We start from the raw sequence: 21,690 nt of genomic DNA, 5'->3' as shown, positions 1-21,690 counted from the left end.
CCCCCTCGCATATGCGAGAAAACGGGGCACTTCAGCAATGGTCTGAACGGGTCCGGGGAGAGCCGGCCGGATCACAGGGATCCGGCCGGCCAACCCGTCAGACCTCTTCGACGCTGCTCGGCTCGCGCCGGGACAGGTCGATTCCGAGCTCCTCCGCCGCGCGGAAGACGTCCTCGTCCGTGTCACGCATCTCGATGGACATGCCGTCCGAGGAGAGCACCTCCACGTTGAGACAGAGCGACTGCATTTCCTTGATGAGCACCTTGAAGGACTCGGGAATGCCGGGCTCGGGGATGTTCTCGCCCTTGACGATGGCCTCGTAGACCTTCACGCGGCCGGTCACGTCGTCGGACTTGATTGTCAGCAGCTCCTGAAGGGCGTAAGCGGCGCCATAAGCCTCGAGCGCCCACACCTCCATCTCGCCGAAGCGCTGTCCACCGAACTGGGCCTTACCACCCAGCGGCTGCTGGGTGATCATGGAGTACGGGCCGGTCGACCGAGCGTGCAGCTTGTCGTCGACGAGGTGGTGGAGCTTGAGGATGTACATGTAGCCGACCGAAACCGGCTCGGGGAACGGCTCACCGGAGCGGCCGTCGAACAGGTTGGCCTTGCCCGAGGGCTGGACCAGCCGGTTGCCGTCGCGGTTCGGGATCGTGGCCTCGAAGAGACCGGAGATCTCGTCCTCGCGCGCACCGTCGAAGACGGGCGTGGCGACGTTGGTGCCGGGGGCGACCTGGTCGGCGCCGATGGTCTGCAGGCGCTTGGCCCACTCGTCACCGAGGCCGGAGACGTCCCAGCCGCGGCTGGCGAGCCAGCCGAGGTGGATCTCCAGGACCTGTCCCGGGTTCATTCGGGACGGGACACCCAGCGGGTTGAGGATGATGTCGACCGGGGTGCCGTCCTCCAGGAACGGCATGTCCTCGATCGGAAGGATCTTCGAGATGACGCCCTTGTTGCCGTGACGGCCGGCGAGCTTGTCACCATCGGTGATCTTGCGCTTCTGCGCGACGTAGACGCGGACCAGCTGGTTCACGCCCGGCGGCAGCTCGTCGCCCTCTTCGCGGTCGAAGACGCGGACGCCGATGACCTTGCCGATCTCACCGTGCGGCACCTTCAGCGAGGTGTCGCGCACCTCGCGCGCCTTCTCACCGAAGATCGCGCGGAGCAGGCGCTCCTCGGGGGTCAGCTCGGTCTCACCCTTGGGCGTGACCTTGCCGACGAGGATGTCACCGGCGACGACCTCGGCACCGATACGGATGATGCCGCGCTCGTCGAGGTCGGCGAGGACCTCTTCGGAGACGTTCGGGATGTCCCGGGTGATCTCCTCCGGGCCGAGCTTGGTGTCACGGGCGTCGACCTCGTGCTCCTCGATGTGGATCGAGGAGAGGACGTCGTCCTGCACGAGGCGCTGCGACAGGATGATCGCGTCCTCGTAGTTGTGACCCTCCCACGGCATGAACGCCACGAGCAGGTTCTTGCCGAGCGCCATCTCACCGTTCTCGGTGGCCGGCCCGTCGGCGAGGACCTGGCCCTCGATGACCCGGTCGCCCTCGGAGACGACGACCTTCTGGTTGACCGAGGTGCCCTGGTTGGAGCGCGAGAACTTGGCGATGCGGTACGTGGTGTACGTGCCGTCGTCGTTGGTGACGGTGATGTAGTCCGCGGAGACCTCCTGGACGACACCGTCCTTCTCGGCCTTCAGGACGTCACCGGCGTCGGTGGCGCAGCGGTACTCCATGCCCGTGCCGACGAGCGGAGCCTCCGACTTGATCAGCGGCACCGCCTGACGCATCATGTTCGCGCCCATGAGGGCACGGTTGGCGTCGTCGTGCTCCAGGAAGGGGATCATCGCGGTGGCGACGGACACCATCTGGCGCGGCGAGACGTCCATGTAGTCGACGTCGTCGCCCGGGATGTAGTCGACCTCTCCGCCACGACGGCGGACCAGGACGCGGGGCTCGGTGAACCGCATGTCCTCGGAGAGCGTCGCGTTCGCCTGGGCGATCACGAAGCGGTCTTCCTCGTCGGCGGTGATGTAGTCGACCTCGTCGGTGACCTGGCCGTCGACGACCTTGCGGTACGGCGTCTCGATGAAGCCGAACGCATTGACACGTCCGTACGAGGCGAGCGAACCGATCAGACCGATGTTCGGGCCTTCAGGGGTCTCGATCGGGCACATGCGTCCGTAGTGGGACGGGTGTACGTCACGGACCTCGAAGCCGGCCCGCTCACGGGAGAGACCACCCGGACCAAGAGCCGACAGACGGCGCTTGTGGGTGAGACCCGACAGCGGGTTGTTCTGGTCCATGAACTGCGACAGCTGGCTGGTGCCGAAGAACTCCTTGATGGAGGCGACGACCGGCCGGATGTTGATCAGGGTCTGCGGCGTGATCGCCTCGACGTCCTGGGTCGTCATGCGCTCGCGCACGACGCGCTCCATACGGGCCAGACCCGTACGGACCTGGTTCTGGATGAGCTCGCCGACGTTGCGCAGACGACGGTTGCCGAAGTGGTCGATGTCGTCGGTCTCGACGACGATCGAACGACCGGACTCACCGACCGTCTCGGTCTCCCCGGCGTGCAGCTTGACCAGGTACTTGATGGTCGCGATGACGTCGTCGGTGGTGAGCACGCCGGCGTCCAGCGGCTCTTCGGCGCCGAGCTTCTTGTTCACCTTGTAGCGGCCGACCTTCGCGAGGTCGTAGCGCTTCGGGTTGAAGTAGAGGTTCTCGAGCAGCGTCTGAGCAGCCTCGCGGGTGGGCGGCTCGCCCGGGCGGAGCTTGCGGTAGATGTCGAGCAGCGCGTCGTCCTGGCCCTGGGTGTGGTCCTTCTCCAGGGTGGCGCGCATGGACTCGTACTCGCCGAACTCCTCGAGGATCTGCTCGGTGGTCCAACCGAGAGCCTTGAGGAGAACGGTCACGGACTGCTTGCGCTTGCGGTCGATGCGGACACCGACCATGTCACGCTTGTCGATCTCCATCTCCAGCCAGGCACCCCGGGACGGGATGATCTTGGCGGAGAAGATGTCCTTGTCGGACGTCTTGTCGATCGAGGAGTCGAAGTAGACACCCGGCGAGCGCACGAGCTGCGACACGACGACACGCTCGGTGCCGTTGATGACGAAGGTGCCCTTGTTGGTCATGAGCGGGAAGTCGCCCATGAAGACCGTCTGGGACTTGATCTCGCCGGTCTCGTTGTTGGTGAACTCGGCCGTGACGAAGAGCGGGGCGGCGAACGTGAAGTCGCGCTCCTTGCACTCGTCGATCGAGTTCTTCGGGGGCTCGAAGCGGTGGTCGCGGAACGTAAGCGACATCGACCCGGAGAAGTCCTCGATCGGTGAAATCTCCTCGAAGATTTCCTCCAGGCCGGACTTGGTGGGGACGTCCTGTCCACTGTCCAGAGCAGCCTCGACGCGAGCCTTCCAGGCGGCATTGCCGAGGAGCCAGTCAAAGCTCTCGGTCTGCAGCGCGAGGAGGTTCGGAACCTCGAGGGGCTCCTTGATCTTTGCAAAAGAGATGCGCAGCGGGGCGGTGCTGGCACCGTTGTTCGTATTCGCGGTCGAGGCGTTGCGCGAGGCGGCCAAGAGGGGGTCCTTCCGAGGGCTCGGACTCACTACGCGCGTACCGGTCCCAAGTTGGACACCATGACGGAAATCCCTGGTCAGGGACTTTCAGCTATCGGTGCTCAAGCGTGGGCATGCCCCTGGTGACGGGCAGGAGGCAGCTAACAGGCAGCGCAAAGGGTCAGTGTAGCCAAACGGCACACTGATGTCCAGTCCGGGTTCTCAGAGACCCTCGAAGCTCGCAACAGCTGTTCTCAACACCTATGAATCGGCCTTGCGCGGATGCGCTCTTCTTTACTGCCCTCTTCGTCATCGATCCATGCCTCGGATCCGGATCGATGTGACGACGCGTCCTGAGAATTGCGCGCCGCGTGCGGTTCGTCAAGGCCCCCCCTGCCAGGACAGGGCCCCGAGACCCCCATCCGACGCCCCTCGGCACCGGCCGCAAGCCTCCGCCAGAGGCGTACGGCGAAGATCACCCTACTCGTCAGCCACGGAAGAGCAAGATGACCGCCTCGGGTACGCCGAAGGGCGACCACCCGGATGGGTGATCGCCCTTCGCGATGTGACGTCCGTGCCTTGCGGTACGGGTGTCCAGACGAGTCAGAGGACTCGCAGGGTCACTTGACCTCGACGGAGGCGCCGGCGCCCTTGAGGGACTCGGCAGCCTTCTCGGCGGCCTCCTTGGCGACCTTCTCGAGGACGGGCTTCGGGGCGCCGTCGACGAGGTCCTTGGCCTCCTTGAGGCCCAGGGAGGTGAGCTCGCGCACAACCTTGATGACCTGGATCTTCTTCTCGCCGGCACCCGTGAGGATGACGTCGAACTCGTCCTGCTCCTCAGCGGCCTCGGCGGGGGCGCCCGGGGCACCCGGGGCGGCAACGGCAACCGCGGCGGCGGCGGTGACGTCGAACTTCTCCTCGAAGGCCTTCACGAACTCGGAGAGCTCGATGAGGGTCATCTCTTCGAACTGCGCGAGCAGGTCGTCCTGGGTGAGCTTCGCCATGATGGGCGATCCTTCCACTAATTCGGCTGGTGCCGGGTGTACATGAAGGCGGGCGTACGTTGGGCCCGCTGCGATCGTCGCCCTAGCGGGTGGCGATCAATGCGCGAGCCGAATTACTCGGCACCGCCCTGCTCGGCGAGCTTGACGCGAAGCGCTTCCGCAGTGCGGACGAACTTCGACGGCAGCGCCTGGAAGAGCGAGGCAGCCTGAGACTGCTTGCCCTTGAAGGCACCGGCCAGCTTGCTGAGCAGAACCTCGCGGGACTCGAGGTCCGCGAGCTTCTTGATCTCATCGGCGGACAGCGCCTTACCGTCAAGGACACCGCCCTTGATGATGAGGTTGGGGTTGTCCTTGGCGAAGTCACGAAGACCCTTCGCCGACTCCACCGGGTCACCGGTGATGAAGGCAACCGCCGTCGGACCTGCGAACAGGTCGTCCAGCGTGTCGATCCCGGCCTCGTTGGCCGCAATCTTGGTCAGCGTGTTCTTCACCACGGCGTACTGGGCGTTCTCACCGAGCGAACGACGCAGCGTCTTGAGCTGCGCCACGGTGAGACCCCGGTACTCGGTCAGCACGGCGGCGTTCGAGCTGCGGAACTGGTCCGCGAGCTCGGCTACCGCGGCAGCCTTGTCGGGCCTTGCCATAGAGCGTCGGCCTCCTTCCGGGTGATGAGGACCGCTCAGAAGGGGCCGGGAAAGACGAAACGCCCCGGCGCAGGCGCCAGGGCGTAGCTCCACCGAACAGAGTCCGGGAGCTTTCCACAGTCACCTGCGCAGGTCGTCCGCACTCAACGGATCCTTCGGTCGCTACCCCCTCTTGCGAGAGCGCAGCAACGACCAGCGGTCTTTGGCTTCTCGAGGAGAATACGCGACCGGGGTCGCGTCGAGCAAATCCGTCCCGGTTCGGGCGGTGCGGGAGGTTTAAGACGCGCCCGCCGTGCTGACCTGCTGCCACTCCAGGAGCTTCTGCCGGCGTCACCGGGGGCGCTCCTCGTGGCCGGCTCGGGCAACGCCGACCGTGCCGAAGCAGGCATCGTGGCGACGCCCGTAGCTCCCCCGGCCGGCCTTCCTCACGTCGCCCGGGACCGGAAACAAGGACGGGCCCCGCACCTGGAGAGGTGCGGGGCCCGTCGAAGTCACACGTGACGCGGCGTTCGTACGAGCACGGGGGCTCAGACGGCGGCCGGGTCCTCCTCGACAAGGAGGTTACGGGTGCGGTTGGCGTCCAGCGGGATGCCGGGGCCCATCGTGGTGGCCAGGGTGGCCTTCTTGATGTAGCGGCCCTTGGCGGCGGACGGCTTCAGACGGAGGATCTCCTCCAGCGCCGCGGCGTAGTTCTCGACCAGCTTCGTGTCATCGAAGGAGACCTTGCCGATGATGAAGTGCAGGTTCGAGTGCTTGTCGACGCGGAACTCGATCTTGCCGCCCTTGATGTCGTTGACAGCCTTCACGACATCGGGGGTGACCGTACCGGTCTTCGGGTTCGGCATCAGACCACGCGGACCGAGCACGCGGCCGAGGCGGCCGACCTTGCCCATGAGGTCCGGAGTGGCGACGACGGCGTCGAAGTCCAGACGGCCCTTCGCCACCTCGTCGATGAGCTCGTCGGCGCCGACGATGTCGGCGCCCGCGGCTTCCGCGGCCGCAGCACGGTCACCGGTCGCGAAGACCAGGACCCGGGCGGTCTTGCCGGTGCCGTGCGGGAGGTTCACGGTGCCACGGACCATCTGGTCGGCCTTGCGAGGGTCTACACCCAGGCAGAACGCGACCTCGACGGTGCCGTCGAACTTGGTGCTGGCGGTGTCCTTGGCGAGACGGACGGCCTCGAGGGGGGCGTAGTTGCGCTCCCGGTCGATCTTGGCGTCCGCAGCGCGGAGGTTCTTGCTGCGCTTCACTGCTGCTCCTGTGGGAGTAACACCATGCGGCTGTCGCCGCGTGGCGGGTGTGGAGGCGTGGTGCGGGCCAGCGCTTGGCCCTACCACTGGGGGACTACGGGGCTGGTCAGCCCTCGACCGTGATGCCCATGGAACGGGCGGTGCCGGCGATGATCTTCGACGCGGCGTCCAGGTCGTTGGCGTTCAGGTCGGGCAGCTTGACCGTGGCGATCTCGCGGACCTGGGCGCTCGTGAGCTTCGCGACCTTGGTCTTGTGCGGCTCGCCGGAGCCCTTGTCCACACCTGCGGCCTTGAGGATCAGCTTGGCAGCCGGCGGGGTCTTCGTCACGAAGGTGAAGGAGCGGTCCTCATAGACCGTGATCTCCACCGGCACGACCATGCCACGCTGCGACTCGGTCGCGGCGTTGTAGGCCTTGCAGAACTCCATGATGTTGACGCCGTGCTGGCCGAGCGCGGGGCCGACCGGCGGGGCCGGGTTCGCCGCACCGGCGTTGATCTGGAGCTTGATAAGCCCCGTGACCTTCTTCTTCTTGGGAGGCATTGCTCTCTCCGGGTCCTAGTGAGAGTTTTTCGCCGTCATCCGGATCATCCGGATGCAGGCATACCGCACAACGATAACGGGTATAGCTGTGCGACCAAAAACCGAGCAGGTCAGAGGGGCTTTACAGCCCCTCTGACCTGCTCGGTAGGCATGTGTCCAGAAGTCGGTGAAAACCGTCAGTTCTTCTGGATCTGGTCGAAGCTGAGCTCGACCGGGGTCTCGCGACCGAAGATCTCGACGAGGCCCTTGACCTTCTTCGAGTCGGGGTTGATCTCGTTGATCGTCGCCTGCAGCGTCGCGAACGGGCCGTCGGTGACGGTGACCGAGTCGCCCACCTCGAAGTCCAGCACCTGGACCTCGACCTTGCGGGCCGGAACCGGCTTGCCCTCGGCCTCGGCGGCCTCGCGGGCGGCCTTCTCCTCGGCCTCCGGGGCGAGCATCTTGACGATCTCGTCCAGAGTCAGCGGGTACGGGTCGTAGGCGTTGCCCACGAAGCCGGTGACACCCGGCGTGTTGCGGACGACACCCCAGGATTCGTTCGTCAGGTCCATGCGCACCAGGACGTAACCCGGGAGCTTGTTCTGACGGACGTTCTTCCGCTCGCCGTTCTTGATCTGGACGATCTCTTCCTCGGGCACTTCGGCCTGGTAGATGAAGTCCTCGACATTGAGCGAAACGGCGCGCTGTTCCAGGTTGGCTTTCACGCGCTTCTCGTAGCCGGCGTACGTGTGGATGACGTACCACTCGCCGGGGAGACCGCGGAGCTCGTCGCGCAGAGCGGTGACGGCGTCGACCGGAGCGGCCGGCTCGGCCTCTTCCGCGGTCTCGTCGTCGTCCTCGGCGGACTCCTCCTCGACGGACTCCTCCTCGGAGTCGGCCGCAGGGGCCTCGTCCTCGTCGTCCTCGACGTTCACAGCGGCCTGCTCGGCGGGCTCGCCCGCGGCGTCGGCGTCGGCAGCTTCGGCCTGGTCCGACTCCACAGCGTCCGCCGCCTCGACGATCTCGAGCTCGTCCTCGGCGGACTCGAAGGCGCCCGCCGTCGGCTCGACGGCGTCGTTCAGGTTCGGGTCAGACACGGTGGCTGCTTCTTCCTGGATACAAATGGGTGGAACATGCGAAAGGGGCGCCCATGAGGCGCCCTCCGCCGGATCATCCGAAGACGTACTTGATGACCCGCTGGAATCCGAAGTCAATCACGGTCACAAGACCAATCATGACGACCACGAAGACAATGACCACGGACGTGTACGTCGTCAGCTGATTGCGAGTCGGCCAGACAACCTTGCGCAACTCGGCGATGATCTGGCGGTAGAACAGCGCGAGCCGGCCCATGGGGCCCTTCTTTCCGCGCTTGCCGCCCTTCCGAGTCTTCTTCTTCGACTCGGGCACTTCATCCTCGGCATCAGGCATGTCGATGGAGCCCACGGCGTCCGTCACGCTTCTCACCTGATTCCGGGTCATGGCCGCGCCGCGCCCGGTGGATCCGTCGCACGGCGGTGCATTGAAGTACGTACATGCGCACACATCCTGGCGAAGGAGTGTGTAGCAGGGCCGGAGGGACTTGAACCCCCAACCGCTGGTTTTGGAGACCAGTGCTCTACCAATTGAGCTACGACCCTTTGTGGTTTCCACCAACCTACCGCATCTTCCCCGATGCCTCGGGTGCAGGAACGGTGCGGCTGGTGAAGGCCAACGACAGGTGAGTGTACGTGCTCAGCGCCCCGGCGTCGAACAGATAGCTCCGGACAACTCCTGTCCGCTTCTTGTCCGCATCGTGTCCGAGTGCTGTCCGGTCCCTGAAACCCCTGTGCCGACGGGGATCGAGGTCTGGGACCATGGGCCTCATGAGCGCTGCAACTTCTCCCTCCGAGCGCCGGGTCTCCGCCCGCATCGGTGCAATCTCCGAGTCCGCCACCCTCGCCGTGGACGCCAAGGCCAAGGCCCTCAAGGCCGCCGGCCGTCCGGTGATCGGCTTCGGTGCCGGCGAGCCCGACTTCCCGACGCCCGGCTACATCGTCGACGCCGCCGTCGAGGCCTGCCGCAACCCGAAGTACCACCGCTACACCCCGGCGGGCGGGCTCCCCGAGCTCAAGGCCGCCATCGCGGAGAAGACGCTGCGCGACTCCGGCTACCAGGTCGACGCCTCCCAGATCCTGGTGACCAACGGCGGCAAGCAGGCCATCTACGAGGCGTTCGCCGCGATCCTCGACCCGGGCGACGAGGTCATCGTCCCCGCGCCGTACTGGACCACCTACCCCGAGTCGATCCGTCTCGCCGGCGGCGTCCCGGTGGACGTCGTGGCCGACGAGACCACCGGCTACCGCGTCTCCGTCGAGCAGCTGGAGGCGGCGCGCACCGAGCGTACGAAGGTCGTGCTGTTCGTCTCCCCGTCGAACCCGACCGGTGCGGTCTACAGCGAGGCCGACGCCAGGGCCATCGGCGAGTGGGCCGTCGAGCACGGACTGTGGGTGCTCACCGACGAGATCTACGAGCACCTGGTCTACGGCAGCGCGACGTTCACCTCGCTGCCCGCGCTCGTGCCCGAGCTCCGCGAGAAGTGCATCGTGGTCAACGGCGTCGCCAAGACGTACGCGATGACCGGCTGGCGTGTGGGCTGGCTGATCGGCCCCAAGGACGTCGTCAAGGCCGCGACCAACCTGCAGTCGCACGCCACGTCCAACGTCTCGAACGTCGCCCAGGTCGCCGCGCTGGCCGCCGTCTCCGGGAACCTGGACGCGGTCGCCGAGATGCGGACCGCCTTCGACCGCCGCCGGCAGACCATCGTGCGGATGCTCAACGAGATCGACGGCGTGCTGTGCCCGGAGCCCGAGGGCGCGTTCTACGCGTACCCGTCGGTGAAGGCGCTGCTCGGCAAGGAGATCCGCGGCACCCGCCCGGCCACCTCGGTCGAGCTGGCGGCGCTGATCCTGGACGAGGCCGAGGTCGCGGTCGTTCCGGGCGAGGCCTTCGGCACGCCGGGCTACCTCCGGCTGTCGTACGCCCTGGGCGACGAGGACCTCGTCGAGGGCGTGTCGCGGATCCAGAAGCTGCTGGGCGAGGCGAAGGACTGACCTCCGCCCTCCTTGCGCACAGGTGCCCCCGGCCGAGGCCGGGGGCACCTTTTTTGCGCCTGCCCTCCTCCAGACTGCCGTTCGAGCTCGCGTTCGATGGTCAACCCGATGGGGAAACCGGCTATCGCGACGGCACGCGGGTGCGGCAGGATCTTGGGATGGAGCGTGATGTTCGGCTGTTGCCCAAGGCCCACCTGCATTTGCATTTCACCGGGTCGATGCGGCCCACGACGCTGCTCGAACTCGCCGACAAGTACGGCGTACGGCTGCCCGAGGCGCTGACCGGCGGCGAGCCGCCCAGACTGCGGGCGACGGACGAGCGCGGCTGGTTCCGCTTCCAGCGGCTCTACGACATCGCCAGGTCCTGTCTGCGGGAGCCCGACGACATCCGGCGGCTGGTGCGCGAGACGGCCCAGGAGGACGTCGCGGACGGCTCCGGCTGGCTGGAGATCCAGGTCGACCCCACCTCGTACGCCCCGCTGCTCGGCGGACTCATCCCGGCGATCGAGATCATCCTGGACGCGGTGGACACCGCAGCGCGCGAGACGGGGCTCGGGATCCGTGTGGTGATCGCGGCGAACCGGATGAAGCACCCGCTGGACGCGCGGACGCTGGCCCGGCTCGCGGTGCGGTACGCGGACCGGGGCGTCGTCGGCTTCGGGCTCTCCAACGACGAGCGGCGCGGGATGGCACGCGACTTCGACCGGGCCTTCGCCATCGCGAGGGAGGGCGGCCTGCTGGCGGCCCCGCACGGCGGGGAGCTGGCCGGCCCGTCGAGCGTGCGGGACTGCCTGGACGATCTCGACGCGGCCAGGATCGGACACGGGGTGCGGGCCGCCGAGGACCCGCGGCTGCTGCGCAGGCTGGCGGAGCGCGGGGTGACCTGCGAGGTGTGCCCGGCGTCGAACGTGGCGCTGGGCGTCTACGAGAAGCCGTCGGACGTACCCCTGCGCACTCTGTTCGAAGCCGGGGTGCCGATGGCACTCGGCGCGGACGATCCGCTGCTCTTCGGATCCCGGCTGGCCGCGCAGTACGAGCTCGTACGGCGCCACCACGCGTTCACGGACGAGGAGCTGGCGGAGCTGGCGCGGCAGTCAGTCCGGGGGTCGGCGGCGTCCTCCGACGTACGGGAGCGGCTGCTGGTGGGGATCGACGACTGGCTGGCGAAGCCGGCCGGCGGCGAGGCCGCTCCCGTCGGCTCAGGCCTGCGTGCCGATCCCCTGCAGCACCGTGCGCGCAACGGACGCGGCGAACTCGTCGAGTGACTGCGGAGGGCGGCCCTCCGCCGTCGCGTCGTAGGCGAACGCACGCTGGGCGCAGGCGCCGAGCAGCAGCGACGCGGCCGCGTAGGTGTCGGCGCCCGACCGCAGGCGGCCGGCCACCTGTTCGCTGCGGAGATAGCCGGCGAGGCCCCGGATCGGCATGTGCGGACCTGTACCCAGCTCGCGCATGGCCGCGTCGTGGCGGTTCTTGAGCCGCGGTTCGGCGTAGAGCGAGGCGGCGATCGGGAAGCTCTGGGCGTAGAAGAGCGCGGCCTGGCGGGCGACCTCGGTGAGATTCTCCTCGACGGTCCGCTCCCCCGCCCCCGGGTCGGCGGTCAGCCGCTGCAGCAGCGGGTTGAGCTTGGGCAGCCGCTCCTTGAGCACGGCCACGAAGAGCTCCTCCTTGCTGGAGAAGTGCTTGTAGAGCGCCGCCTCCGAACAGCCCGCGGCCCGGGCGATCTCCTTGGTGGTCGCCCGGGCCAGGCCGATGGTGAGCATCAGCTGGTGGGCGGCGTCGATGATGCGGACGCGGGCCGGCTTCTGCTCCATGTGCACTCCGTGAGGCTTGACGCGTGGTGAGTATCCGCTCACTCTAGGGGTGAGTGAATACTTACCCACCCCAGGAGGGTGCGCAATGAGACTCACGGTGTTCGGCGCGACAGGCGGCATCGGCCAGGAGATCGTCCGGCAGGCAGTGGTCGCGGGCCACGACGTGACGGCGGTGGTCCGCGATCCGGCGCGGCTGCCGGTTCCCCTCTCCGGCCTCACGGTTCACACGGTGGCGCGGATCGACGATCCGGAGGCGCTGCGCGAGGCGGTCGCCGGGCGGGACGCGGTGCTTTCGGGGCTCGGCTCACGCAGCCGCAGGGCCGGCGGGATCGCCGAACGGCTCACCGGTGCGGTGATCCGGGCGATGGAGGCCGAGGGGGCACGGCGGCTGCTCGTGGTGAGCGCGGCCCCGGTCGCGCCGAAGCCCGCGGACGACCCGCTGCTGGACCGGATGATGCTGAAGGCGATCGGCGCGATCCTCAAGGAGGTCTACGCCGACCTGACGCTGATGGAGGCCGCGCTGGCCCGCAGCGCCACCGACTGGACGTCGGTACGGCCGCCGAAGCTCACCAACGGGCCGCTGACGGGGTCGTACCGGACGGTCCACGGCAGCAATCCGCGCAGCGGCCGGTCCATCTCGCGGGCCGATGTGGCGCACGCGATGCTGGCGCTGATCGACGATCCGGCTGCGGTGAAGCAGGGCGTGGGCGTGGCGTACTGACGCCGGCGCCCCGTGCCGGTGCCCGGACGGCCCGTGCGGCGGACCTCAGAGGCTGACGCCGACCGTCACGGGTTCATTGACGAGCGTGACCCCGAAGGCGTCGTGGACCCCCGCGACGACCTCGCGGGCGAGCGCGAGCAGATCCTCGGTGGTCGCCTCGCCGCGGTTGGTGAGGGCCAGCGTGTGCTTGGTGGAGATGCGGGCGGGGCCGGTTCCGTACCCCTTGGTGAATCCGGCCTTGTCGATGAGCCAGGCCGCCGAGGTCTTGGTGTGTTCCCCGCCCGCGGGGAAGGCGGGGGGCGTCACCTCGGGGCCGAGCCGGTCCTGGACGCGGGCGAGGAACGCTTCGAACTGCGCGCCGTCGAGGATCGGGTTGGTGAAGAAGGAGCCCGCCGACCAGGTGTCGTGGTCCTCCGGATCCAGCACCATGCCCTTGCCGGCGCGGAGCCGGAGCACGGTCTCGCGGGCGGCCGCCGCGGGCACCCGGTCGCCCTGCTCGACGCCCATGGCGCGGGCCGTTTCGGGGTACTTCAGAGGCGCGGAGAGCCCACCTGCGTCTTCCAGTGCAAACCGGACACGCAGCACCACGAAGCGGTCGGGTTCGGCCTTGAAGCGACTGTGCCGGTACGAGAATGCGCACTCGGCGTTCGGAATGGTGACCGTTTCACGGGTGTACCGGTCGTAGACGACGACCTCCGTGATGGTCGACGCCACCTCCTGGCCGTATGCACCGACGTTCTGGATCGGTGTCGCGCCCGCGGAGCCGGGGATTCCGGCCAGACACTCGATGCCGGCGAGACCGGCCTCGACGGTCCGGGCCACGGCGTCCGTCCAGACCTCACCGGCAGCCAGCTCCAGCGTCGTGCCGGCCAGCTCGAAGCCCTTGGTCGCGATGCGCAGGGCGGTGCCCTCGAAGCCCTTGTCGCCGATGACCAGATTGCTGCCGCCGCCGATGACGAGAAGCGGGGTGCCGCTGTCGTCGGCCTCGCGCACGGCCGCGACCACCTCGGCGTCGGTCGTCGCCGTCAGGAGACGGGCCGCGGGGCCGCCGAGCCGGAAGGTGGTCAGGGGGGCGAGGGGGGCATCGTGGAGTTCCTGCACGGGGACAAGAGTACGGTCCGTGGCCCCGCCGCTCGGGCGGGGCCACGGACCGCATGCGTACCGGGCCATGGATCAGGCGGCGACCGGGGCCCGCCCCTCGGCCGGCTCCACGCCCCCCTCCGGGTCGACCGCGGGCGCCGGTGCGGTGCGGCGTCCCGGGATCAGCAGGGCCGTGACCGCGGCGAGCGCCACCACCCCGGCGCCGATCCAGACCGCAGGAACGGTCCCGTCCGTGAAGGACTGCGCGGAGCCGTAACCGCCCCGAGCGGAGAAGACCGTGGCCAGCACCGCGACACCGAGGGTGCCGCCGACCTCACGCAGGGAGTTGTTGGCGCCGGAGGCGATGCCCTGCTCGGCGGGGCGGACGCTGGACATCACCAGGCTGGCGGCCGGCGCGAAGTAGAGCGCCATACCGATGCCGCCGATCACCAGGGCGGGCAGCTGGGCGGTGTACGAGGCGTCGGGGGCGATGACCATGGCGAAGAGCGCCAGTCCGACGGCCTGCAGCGCGAGACCGGTGACGACGACCGGACGGCCGCCGAACCGGTCGGAGAGATACCCGGCGACCGGGGCGACCAGCATCGGCATGCCCGTCCAGGGCAGCATCCGCAGCCCGGCCTGGGTCGGCGAGTAGCCCAGCACGCCCTGGAGGTACTGGCTGAGCAGGAAGATCGAGCCGAACATCCCGAGGAACATCAGCAGGCCGGCCATGTTGATCCCGAAGAAGCCGCGGCTGCGGAAGAGCCGCATGGGCAGCATCGGATTCTTCGCGTGAAAGCCGTGGTGGACGAAGCCGCCGATCAGTGCGGTACCGGCGATCAGCCCGGTGAGGACCGTGGGGCTGGTCCAGCCGTCGGCGTTGGCGTTGACCAGCCCGTAGACGATGCCGAAGAGGCCACCGCTGACGAGCAGGGTGCCGGGGATGTCGAGCCGGGCGTTCGGGGCGTACGACTCCGTCAGGCGCAGCCGGGCCAGCGGCAGCAGGGCCAGACCGATCGGCACGTTCAGCCAGAAGATCCACTGCCAGGAGAGGTGCTCGGTGAGACTGCCGCCGATCAGCGGCCCGCTGGCGACGGCAAGTCCGGTGACGGCGCTGAAGATGCCCAGTGCCATGCCGCGGCGGGCGGCGGGCACGGCGGCCGTGAGCAGCGTGAGCGTCAGCGGCATCATGATCGCCGCACCGACTCCCTGGACGGCCCGGAAGGCGATCAGCTCATTGATCCCGGACGACAGGGCCGCGGCGGCGGAGGCGCCCGTGAAGACGGCCAGGCCGGCGAGGAAGAGCCGCCGCCGGCCGAACCGGTCGCCGAGGGCGGCTCCGGACATCAGCAGGACGGCGAAGGTCAGGGTGTACGCGTTCACCGTCCATTCGAGCTCCGCCAGTTCGCCGCCGAGGCTCTTGCGGATGGAGGGCAGGGCGGTGGTGACGACGAGATTGTCGAGCGCCGCCATGAAACCGGCGGCGCTGGTGATGACGAGGGCCCAGATCGCTCCTGAGCGGCCTGTGCTGTGCTGGTTCACTGCTCCCCCTGAGGGTTAGTTATCAATTACTAACTTTGATGGGCAGAAAACCGGGCCGAACCCGGGTCGCACTGTTCAGACGGCCGGCCGCGCCGAGGCGTAGACACCGCCCCAGACCCGATGGCCGGCCGGGAAGCCGAGCGAGGCCAGGGTGTTGATGAGCATGCCGTACGCGAGGAACGTCGTGGTCTCACCGACATCGGCGCCGAGCGCGAGGTGGATCTCGTCCCACATCTGCAGCCAGCCGGCCCGCGTCGACTCGCCGAACTCGTGATCCCCGGCGGCCTCGGCCGCGGCGACCGCGGCGTACGTCTGCATCTGGAACAGCAGCTTGTCGGGGTCGTCGACGATGAGACGCTGATACGCCGCCGCCATGGCCTGGAGCGCCTCCTCGCCCTCCAGTCCCTCACCGGCCTCGGCGAAGACCTTCCGGACATCCGCCAGACAACGGTCGGAGGCGGCGAGGAACATGGCCTGCTTGCTCGGGAAGAGGCGGAAGAGATACGGCTGCGAAACACCGACCCGCTTGGCGATCACCTCGGTGGAGGTGGCGTTGTACCCCCCGCGGGCGAACTCGGTGATCGCCGCGAGGATGACACTCTCGCGCCGCTCTTCTGCACTCATCCTGACCATGCAGCTAAGTTAGTACTCAATCACTAACTTGGTCAAGCGCTGTACGGCGGCGTCACGGAAGCGACACAGGAGGCCGACGCGTAAGGGGCACCCACCCTGGGTGGATGCCCCTTACGCGCAGACCTCTGCAGTGGCTCAGGCGAGCTGCACGACGGCGCGGGACATGCCCAGCACCTTCTTGCCCTCACTCATCGCCGTCAGGTCCACCCGCACCTGGTTGTCGTCCAGCAGGGCGGCGACCTTGGCGCTGACCTCGACCAGCGCCCCCTTGTCGTCGTTCGGCACGACGACCGGCTTGGTGAACCGCACCCCGTACTCGACCACCGCACCCGGGTCCCCGGCCCAGTCCGTGACCACCCGGATCGCCTCGGCCATGGTGAACATGCCGTGCGCGATCACGTCCGGCAGCCCGACCTCACGCGCGAACTTCTCGTTCCAGTGGATCGGGTTGAAGTCACCGGAGGCCCCCGCGTACTGCACGAGCGTCGCCCGGGTCACCGGGAAGGACTGCGCCGGCAGCTCCGTACCGACCTCGACCGACTTGTACGCAACCTTCGCCGTCATCACGCCTCCTCGGCGGCGCGCGCCACCAGCTTCGTCCACGCGGTCACGACATGCTCGCCGGCCTCGTCGTGGACCTCGCCACGGACGTCGAGAATGTCGTTGCCCGCCAGGGACTTGATGCCCTCGATCGTCGAAGTGACCGTCAGCCGGTCCCCCGCGCGCACCGGACGCACGTACGCGAACTTCTGGTCACCGTGCACCACACGGCTGTAGTCCAGACCGAGCTGCGGGTCCTGCACCACCTGTCCGGCGGCCTTGAAGGTGATCGAGAAGACGAAGGTCGGCGGCGCGATCACATCGGAATGCCCCAGCGCACGGGCGGCCTCCGGGTCCACGTATGCCGGATTGGAGTCGCCCACGGCCTCGGCGAACTCACGGATCTTCTCCCGGCCGACCTCGTACGGCGCGGTGGGCGGATAGGTCCGCCCCACGAAGGACTGGTCGAGCGCCATGGGCTCGCTACCTCCTGATGGAAAGACGAATGGGCCGAAGAGCGGCCCTGCACAGAACAGCCCTGTACAACGACACGAGGCCGCCCCCAGTGGGGACGGCCTCGTGTACGAGCCTGATTCAGCGGGTTTCGCGGTGCGCAGTGTGCGAGTTGCAGCGCGGGCAGTGCTTCTTCATCTCAAGACGGTCCGGGTTGTTACGCCGGTTCTTCTTGGTGATGTAGTTCCGCTCCTTGCACTCCACGCAGGCCAGCGTGATCTTCGGGCGGACGTCGGTGGCAGCCACGTGAGTGCTCCTTGGACGGACGGATGGACGGATGAACGCAAAAAAGAGTAGCCGATCGAAGGACCGACCCCACAATCGGCTACCGTAAGTAGCGGTGACCGGACTTGAACCGGTGACACAGCGATTATGAGCCGCTTGCTCTACCGACTGAGCTACACCGCTTTGATGACGGATCCCCCCGCCGTGAGGCGGGGTTCTCCGATCACCAGAGCCCCAATACGGAATCGAACCGTAGACCTTCTCCTTACCATGGAGACGCTCTACCGACTGAGCTATTGGGGCGAGCGATGAAGACATTACACGGTCTCTCGCCGATCGCCCAAATCCGTTTCGCAGCCCCCCGTCCCGGCATGGATCCACCCCGCCCCGATCCCCGGACCGACGGCTCGCCCATGACCGGCCGAAGACCCCACAGGCCGCCTGATCAGCGACTTGATCCGCTCCCCGGCCACCCCCGCGCAGCCATTGCCCCGGCCGCCCGCACACGCCCCGTGCACCTCGTCGACCGCACTGGGCCACACCGGTACGACTATTTCGCTCCTGCCCGGACCGGCACGACCGCACCCCTAGGCTCGACTCACTCTGCGTGATCTTGTAACCCCGACCAGGAGCGCAATGCCCGACAGCCAGCCGCGGCAGCCGGACGACCCCGCCGCCGAAGCCACCGCGCTCGTGCTGTGCGGCGCCCGCCTCACCGACGGACGCATCGTGGACGTACGGCTGGGAGGCGGCCGCATCGAGGCCGTCGGCACCGCGGGCAGTCTCACCTCACCCGGCGCCCGCGTGGACCTCCGCGGCTACCTGCTGCTCCCCGCCCCTGCCGAACCCCACACGCACAGCGACACCGCCCTCACCGCGGACCACGCCGGCCCGGGACCCGCCTCCCACCATCCCGACGCCATCCAGCGCCGCGCCACCGAGGCCGCCCTCCTGCAACTCGGCCACGGCGCCACCGCGCTGCGCTCCCACGTCCGGATCGGCGACGCGACGGGACTCGCGCCGCTCGAGGCCGTCCTCCAGGCAAGCCGCTCCCTGCACGGCCTCACCGACCTCACCCCCGTCGCCGTACCCCGCCTGCTCACCGGCATCGCAGGCGCCGACGGCCTCGCCATGCTCCGCGACGCCGTGAAAATGGGGGCCGCCGTCGTCGGCGGCTGCCCCGACCTCGACCCCGACCCCGCCGGGTACGCCGAAGCCGTCCTGGACATCGCCGCCGCACACGGCTGCCCGGTCGATCTGCACACGGACGGTGACGATCCGGCCCGCCTGACCCGGCTCGCCGCTATGGCGGCCGGACTGCGGCACGCAGTCTCCATCGGCCCGTGCGCCGGCCTCTCCCACCTGCCGCCGCAGACCACGATCCGCGCCGCCGATCAGCTCGCCGCCGCCGAAGTGACCGTGGTCTGTCTCCCGCAGGGCGGCTGCAGCGGGACGGAACGCCGCGGCACCGCACCGGTACGGCTCCTTCGCGCGGCCGGAGTGCGGGTCGCGGCCGGCAGCGGAGCACTGCGCGACGTCGCGAACCCGGTGGGCCGCGGCGACCCGCTGGAAGCCGCCTACCTTCTCGCGTCGCAGAGCGGACTTCCGGCCGAGGCCGCCTACGGCACGGTGTCCTCCGCCGCCAGGGAGGTCATGGGGCTGCCCGAGGTCCGGGTCGAGGCAGGCTTCCCTGCCGAACTTCTCGCCGTACGCGGCGAACAGCTCCCGGGCGTGCTCTCGCTCGCCTACAGCCGCATCGTCGTGCACCGCGGGCGAGTGGTGGCGCGGACCAGCGCCGTACGTGAGTACTGCGACTCGGAGACCGTCGTGGCCCTCGACCTGCCACGTCAGGGACGACCGGATTCCGGGCCCGGCGGCGGGCCTTGAGCATGGCGGCGCAGTCCGGCGTACGGTCGTGACCATGCGCATTGTCATCGCAGGTGGACATGGTCAGATCGCGCTGCGGCTGGAGCGGCTGCTCGCTGCGCGCGGAGATGAGGCCACAGGCATCATCCGCAATCCGGAACAGGGCGACGACCTCCGGGCGGCCGGCGCCGAACCGGTCGTCCTGGACCTCGAATCGGCCTCCGTGGAACAGACCGCAGAGGTCCTGCGCGGCGCCGACGCGGCCGTCTTCGCAGCCGGTGCGGGCCCGAACAGCGGCAAGGAACGCAAGGACACGGTGGACCGCGCCGCGGCAGTGCTGTTCGCCGACGCGGCGGAACGGGCCGGCGTACGGCGGTACGTCGTGGTTTCGGCCATGGGTGCCGATCCGGACCACCCGGGCGACGAGGTCTTCGACGCGTACCTGCGGGCCAAGGGTGCCGCCGACGCGTACGTACGCTCCAGGCCCGGTCTCGACTGGACGATCCTGCGCCCCGGGATGCTGACGAACGACGCGGGCACCGGACAGGTCCTGATGGCCGTGTCGACGGGGCGCGGCCCGGTGGCGCGCGACGATGTGGCGGCGGCGCTGCTGGAGTTGCTGGACACCCCGGCGACGGCAGGTCTGACGCTGGAACTGATCTCCGGCAACGTGCCGGTGGCGGTGGCGGTGAAGGACGTCGCGGGGAACTGACGGCACGGGCGGGGCGACGGCGGCGGGGAGGCGCGGGACCGACGGGGCGAGGGACCGGTCCGGGCCCCTCTCCTCGGCCCGGACCGGTCCCTCCGCCCGCCCCTCGCCAACTGCGGGGAGCACGAAGTTCGTTGGGTCGAACGAGTGAGCATCGCCTCGCGTGTCGTTGTCACAGCGGGAGGCCCGTACCGGCCGCGCCGCCCCACCGGACCGTGCTGCGCGCCACCGGATCCCACAGGTCCGGCGTGGCAGCGTGCAACGCCCGGTGCGCGCGGGGCAGGTGCGAACTCGGACAGCGGAGCGGCCCCGGCGGTTCACGTGCAGGAGGCCCGGAAAACGACTGAGCCCCCCGACCGGACATGCGGGTCGGGGGCTCAGTTCGAGTGGCGGCGCCAGGGTCTGGGCAGGCCAGGCCGGCAGACTTCACCTTCTGCGACCTGCACGGTTCCTTGGAGCCCGGTGCTGCCGGGGGACACCCGGAGGCCCCCCGGGTGTCCCCCGAGCCGCCCCTCCCCGGACAGGAAGGGGCCGCCCCAGGCATGCGCCGTCGACTCCCCCCGGGCTGACGCCCGCAGGCGTCAGGGGCGGTCGGTCATCGCAGGGAGCGGAAGCCCGTGCGGACCTCGTTCACGAAGAGCTCCGGCTGCTCCCAGGCGGCGAAGTGGCCGCCCTTGGGGAGCTTGTTGTAGTGGACGAGGTTGGGGTAGGCCTGCTCGGTCCAGCTCTTGGGGGCCTGGTAGAGCTCGTCGGGGAAGGCGCTGGCGGCGACCGGGAGCTTGACGTTGTTGATACCGAAGAACGAGGTCGTGTTCTCCGCGTAGAGACGGGCTGCGGAGATCGCCGTGTCGGTCAGCCAGAACAGCGTGATGTTGTCCAGGACGTCGTCGCGGGACAGGCCCTCGGTCACTCCGTCGAAGGCCCGGGAGATCATGGCCAGGCTCTTCGCGTCGTGGTCGAGCAGGAAGGCCGCCAGGCCGACCGGGGAATCCGCCAGCCCGGTCAGCGACTGCGGGCGGTCACCCATCATGTACGCGTAGTAGACGTGCTTGTAGACGAAGCCCAGCTGCTCGACCGCCGCCTTCTCCTCGTCGGAAAGCGACAGCCCCTCGGGCAGCGGCTCGCCCTTGGCGAGCGCGGCGTCGATGTCGGCCGGAATCACCTTCGGCATGTTGGTGTGGATGCCGACCAGCCCCTCGGGCTCCTGCGCGCCCATCAGGTCAGTGACGATCGCACCCCAGTCGCCGCCCTGCGCCACGTACTTGGTGTAACCCAGGCGCTTCATCAGCTCACCCCACGCACGCGCGATGCGCTCGGGGCCCCAACCCTTCTCGGTCGGCTTGCCGGAGAAGCCGTAGCCGGGCATCGACGGGATGATCACGTGGAAGGCGTCCGAGGCGCTCCCGCCGTGGGCCGTCGGGTTGGTGAGCGGCTCGATGATCTTCAGCTGCTCGACGACCGAACCCGGCCACCCGTGCGTCACGATCACCGGCAGCGCGTTCTCGTGCTTCGAGCGGACGTGGAGGAAGTGGATGTCCAGCCCGTCGATCTCGGTGATGAACTGCGGGTAGGAGTTCAGCTTCGCCTCGACCTTGCGCCAGTCGTACTCCTTGGCCCAGTACCGCGCCAGCTTCTGCATCGTGGCGAGCTGGGTGCCCTGGGACTGGTCTGCGACGGTCTCCTTCTCGGGGAAACGCGTGGCCTTGATGCGCGCACGCAGGTCCTCGAGGTCTGCCTCGGGGAACTCGAACGTGAACGGCCGGATCGCCGTCGACGCGGAAGTGTCAGACATGTCGAAATTCTCCTTGCTGTGTCAGCGGCTCCGTGCCGCGGGCTCTTCCACACTGAATGGGGGCGGCGCGCGTCGCCCCGGGGGAACTCCCGGGGATGACCCCGTGGCCGGACCCCGGGGCCGGCCCGAGGCCGCCGAACTCCGAAAAGCACCCGAAGGGGAATAAAGTCATATGAAGGGTTAAAT

General features: G+C 68.6%; 20 protein-coding genes and 3 tRNA genes. 5 read left to right on the top strand and 18 right to left on the bottom strand.

Annotated features, from left to right (window positions below; translation table 11 throughout):
- Positions 1-97 precede the first annotated feature (97 nt).
- From rpoB to LRD69_RS19365, 8 genes are all read right to left on the bottom strand, one after another.
- Positions 98-3,583 (bottom strand): DNA-directed RNA polymerase subunit beta, encoded by a 3,486-nt coding sequence (gene rpoB / locus LRD69_RS19400; protein ID WP_277327843.1) that lies wholly within the window; start codon positions 3,581-3,583, stop codon positions 98-100.
- Positions 3,584-4,182: 599 nt separating this feature from the next.
- Positions 4,183-4,566: a 50S ribosomal protein L7/L12 gene (gene rplL / locus LRD69_RS19395; RefSeq protein ID WP_277327842.1), complete on the bottom strand. Its 384-nt coding sequence runs from the start codon at positions 4,564-4,566 to the stop codon at positions 4,183-4,185.
- 113 nt (positions 4,567-4,679) lie between these two features.
- Positions 4,680-5,210: a 50S ribosomal protein L10 gene (gene rplJ, locus LRD69_RS19390; RefSeq protein ID WP_277327841.1), complete on the bottom strand. Its 531-nt coding sequence runs from the start codon at positions 5,208-5,210 to the stop codon at positions 4,680-4,682.
- A 527-nt stretch (positions 5,211-5,737) separates the two neighbouring features.
- Positions 5,738-6,460 (bottom strand): 50S ribosomal protein L1, encoded by a 723-nt coding sequence (rplA, locus tag LRD69_RS19385; RefSeq protein ID WP_030914102.1) that lies wholly within the window; start codon positions 6,458-6,460, stop codon positions 5,738-5,740.
- Between the two features lie 106 nt (positions 6,461-6,566).
- Positions 6,567-7,001 carry a 50S ribosomal protein L11 gene (gene rplK / locus LRD69_RS19380; RefSeq protein WP_030914099.1) on the bottom strand — a complete coding sequence of 145 codons (435 nt, stop codon included), beginning with the start codon at positions 6,999-7,001 and terminating at the stop codon, positions 6,567-6,569.
- A 176-nt stretch (positions 7,002-7,177) separates the two neighbouring features.
- The gene (gene nusG, locus LRD69_RS19375) at positions 7,178-8,077 is read right to left on the bottom strand and encodes a transcription termination/antitermination protein NusG (RefSeq protein ID WP_277327840.1); all 900 of its coding nucleotides are present in this window, start codon (positions 8,075-8,077) and stop codon (positions 7,178-7,180) included.
- A gap of 73 nt (positions 8,078-8,150) precedes the next feature.
- A complete protein-coding gene (gene secE, locus LRD69_RS19370) occupies positions 8,151-8,438 on the bottom strand; it encodes a preprotein translocase subunit SecE (protein WP_277327839.1) in 288 nt (95 codons plus the stop codon).
- 109 nt (positions 8,439-8,547) lie between these two features.
- Positions 8,548-8,620: transfer RNA gene (locus LRD69_RS19365), tRNA-Trp, on the bottom strand.
- A gap of 225 nt (positions 8,621-8,845) precedes the next feature.
- Here LRD69_RS19365 and LRD69_RS19360 point away from each other — a divergent pair.
- Positions 8,846-10,072 carry a pyridoxal phosphate-dependent aminotransferase gene (locus LRD69_RS19360; protein WP_277327838.1) on the top strand — a complete coding sequence of 409 codons (1,227 nt, stop codon included), beginning with the start codon at positions 8,846-8,848 and terminating at the stop codon, positions 10,070-10,072.
- 158 nt (positions 10,073-10,230) lie between these two features.
- Positions 10,231-11,337, top strand: coding sequence for an adenosine deaminase (locus LRD69_RS19355; protein WP_277327837.1), 1,107 nt, complete (start codon positions 10,231-10,233; stop codon positions 11,335-11,337).
- Here LRD69_RS19355 and LRD69_RS19350 read toward each other — a convergent pair.
- Positions 11,272-11,883 carry a TetR/AcrR family transcriptional regulator gene (locus tag LRD69_RS19350; protein WP_277327836.1) on the bottom strand — a complete coding sequence of 204 codons (612 nt, stop codon included), beginning with the start codon at positions 11,881-11,883 and terminating at the stop codon, positions 11,272-11,274. The genes LRD69_RS19355 and LRD69_RS19350 overlap by 66 nt on opposite strands.
- A gap of 85 nt (positions 11,884-11,968) precedes the next feature.
- On the opposite strand from LRD69_RS19350, the gene LRD69_RS19345 reads away from it, so the two are divergent.
- On the top strand, positions 11,969-12,604 hold the full coding sequence (locus tag LRD69_RS19345) for an NAD(P)H-binding protein (RefSeq protein WP_277327835.1): 636 nt from the start codon (positions 11,969-11,971) through the stop codon (positions 12,602-12,604).
- Between the two features lie 45 nt (positions 12,605-12,649).
- On the opposite strand, the gene LRD69_RS19340 is transcribed toward LRD69_RS19345, so the two are convergent.
- The 8 genes from LRD69_RS19340 to LRD69_RS19305 form a co-directional block, all read right to left on the bottom strand.
- On the bottom strand, positions 12,650-13,705 hold the full coding sequence (locus tag LRD69_RS19340) for a UDP-N-acetylmuramate dehydrogenase (RefSeq protein WP_277327834.1): 1,056 nt from the start codon (positions 13,703-13,705) through the stop codon (positions 12,650-12,652).
- 72 nt (positions 13,706-13,777) lie between these two features.
- Positions 13,778-15,226, bottom strand: a complete 1,449-nt coding sequence (locus LRD69_RS19335; RefSeq protein ID WP_277327833.1) for an MFS transporter — start codon at positions 15,224-15,226, stop codon at positions 13,778-13,780.
- Between the two features lie 75 nt (positions 15,227-15,301).
- Positions 15,302-15,850 (bottom strand): TetR/AcrR family transcriptional regulator, encoded by a 549-nt coding sequence (locus LRD69_RS19330; protein ID WP_277327832.1) that lies wholly within the window; start codon positions 15,848-15,850, stop codon positions 15,302-15,304.
- Between the two features lie 144 nt (positions 15,851-15,994).
- Positions 15,995-16,423, bottom strand: coding sequence for a MaoC family dehydratase (locus LRD69_RS19325; protein ID WP_277327831.1), 429 nt, complete (start codon positions 16,421-16,423; stop codon positions 15,995-15,997).
- On the bottom strand, positions 16,423-16,875 hold the full coding sequence (locus LRD69_RS19320; protein ID WP_277327830.1) for a MaoC family dehydratase N-terminal domain-containing protein: 453 nt from the start codon (positions 16,873-16,875) through the stop codon (positions 16,423-16,425). Before LRD69_RS19320 ends, LRD69_RS19325 begins: the two co-directional genes overlap by 1 nt.
- Before the next feature lie 118 nt (positions 16,876-16,993).
- Positions 16,994-17,158, bottom strand: a complete 165-nt coding sequence (gene rpmG, locus LRD69_RS19315) for a 50S ribosomal protein L33 (RefSeq protein WP_003956487.1) — start codon at positions 17,156-17,158, stop codon at positions 16,994-16,996.
- A gap of 89 nt (positions 17,159-17,247) precedes the next feature.
- Positions 17,248-17,320 (bottom strand) — tRNA-Met (locus LRD69_RS19310).
- 47 nt (positions 17,321-17,367) lie between these two features.
- A tRNA-Thr gene (locus tag LRD69_RS19305) sits at positions 17,368-17,440 on the bottom strand.
- A 333-nt stretch (positions 17,441-17,773) separates the two neighbouring features.
- Here LRD69_RS19305 and LRD69_RS19300 point away from each other — a divergent pair.
- Together LRD69_RS19300 and LRD69_RS19295 are read left to right on the top strand one after the other, a co-directional pair.
- Positions 17,774-19,024 (top strand): amidohydrolase family protein, encoded by a 1,251-nt coding sequence (locus tag LRD69_RS19300; RefSeq protein ID WP_277327829.1) that lies wholly within the window; start codon positions 17,774-17,776, stop codon positions 19,022-19,024.
- A 34-nt stretch (positions 19,025-19,058) separates the two neighbouring features.
- Positions 19,059-19,715 carry an SDR family oxidoreductase gene (locus LRD69_RS19295; RefSeq protein ID WP_277327828.1) on the top strand — a complete coding sequence of 219 codons (657 nt, stop codon included), beginning with the start codon at positions 19,059-19,061 and terminating at the stop codon, positions 19,713-19,715.
- Positions 19,716-20,307: 592 nt separating this feature from the next.
- On the opposite strand, the gene LRD69_RS19290 is transcribed toward LRD69_RS19295, so the two are convergent.
- Positions 20,308-21,504 carry an epoxide hydrolase family protein gene (locus LRD69_RS19290; protein WP_277327827.1) on the bottom strand — a complete coding sequence of 399 codons (1,197 nt, stop codon included), beginning with the start codon at positions 21,502-21,504 and terminating at the stop codon, positions 20,308-20,310.
- Positions 21,505-21,690: the final 186 nt, after the last annotated feature.

Origin of the sequence: Streptomyces sp. JH14, assembly GCF_029428675.1 — a bacterium.
GTDB lineage: Bacteria > Actinomycetota > Actinomycetes > Streptomycetales > Streptomycetaceae > Streptomyces.
Note: the sequence above shows the minus strand (reverse complement) of the source record. Positions and strands in the feature narration are given on the sequence as shown.

What these genes read in the sequence shown, in the direction of transcription:
- LRD69_RS19355 (WP_277327837.1), top strand. Translation starts at nt 10,231, where the DNA reads ATGGAGCGTGATGTTCGGCTGTTGCCCAAGGCCCACCTGCATTTGCAT.
- LRD69_RS19325 (WP_277327831.1), bottom strand. Translation starts at nt 16,423, where the DNA reads ATGACGGCGAAGGTTGCGTACAAGTCGGTCGAGGTCGGTACGGAGCTG.
- LRD69_RS19295 (WP_277327828.1), top strand. Translation starts at nt 19,059, where the DNA reads ATGCGCATTGTCATCGCAGGTGGACATGGTCAGATCGCGCTGCGGCTG.
- rplJ (WP_277327841.1), bottom strand. Translation starts at nt 5,210, where the DNA reads ATGGCAAGGCCCGACAAGGCTGCCGCGGTAGCCGAGCTCGCGGACCAG.
- LRD69_RS19330 (WP_277327832.1), bottom strand. Translation starts at nt 15,850, where the DNA reads ATGAGTGCAGAAGAGCGGCGCGAGAGTGTCATCCTCGCGGCGATCACC.
- rplL (WP_277327842.1), bottom strand. Translation starts at nt 4,566, where the DNA reads ATGGCGAAGCTCACCCAGGACGACCTGCTCGCGCAGTTCGAAGAGATG.
- LRD69_RS19290 (WP_277327827.1), bottom strand. Translation starts at nt 21,504, where the DNA reads ATGTCTGACACTTCCGCGTCGACGGCGATCCGGCCGTTCACGTTCGAG.
- LRD69_RS19350 (WP_277327836.1), bottom strand. Translation starts at nt 11,883, where the DNA reads ATGGAGCAGAAGCCGGCCCGCGTCCGCATCATCGACGCCGCCCACCAG.
- LRD69_RS19345 (WP_277327835.1), top strand. Translation starts at nt 11,969, where the DNA reads ATGAGACTCACGGTGTTCGGCGCGACAGGCGGCATCGGCCAGGAGATC.
- LRD69_RS19360 (WP_277327838.1), top strand. Translation starts at nt 8,846, where the DNA reads ATGAGCGCTGCAACTTCTCCCTCCGAGCGCCGGGTCTCCGCCCGCATC.
- LRD69_RS19300 (WP_277327829.1), top strand. Translation starts at nt 17,774, where the DNA reads ATGCCCGACAGCCAGCCGCGGCAGCCGGACGACCCCGCCGCCGAAGCC.
- LRD69_RS19320 (WP_277327830.1), bottom strand. Translation starts at nt 16,875, where the DNA reads ATGGCGCTCGACCAGTCCTTCGTGGGGCGGACCTATCCGCCCACCGCG.
- rplK (WP_030914099.1), bottom strand. Translation starts at nt 7,001, where the DNA reads ATGCCTCCCAAGAAGAAGAAGGTCACGGGGCTTATCAAGCTCCAGATC.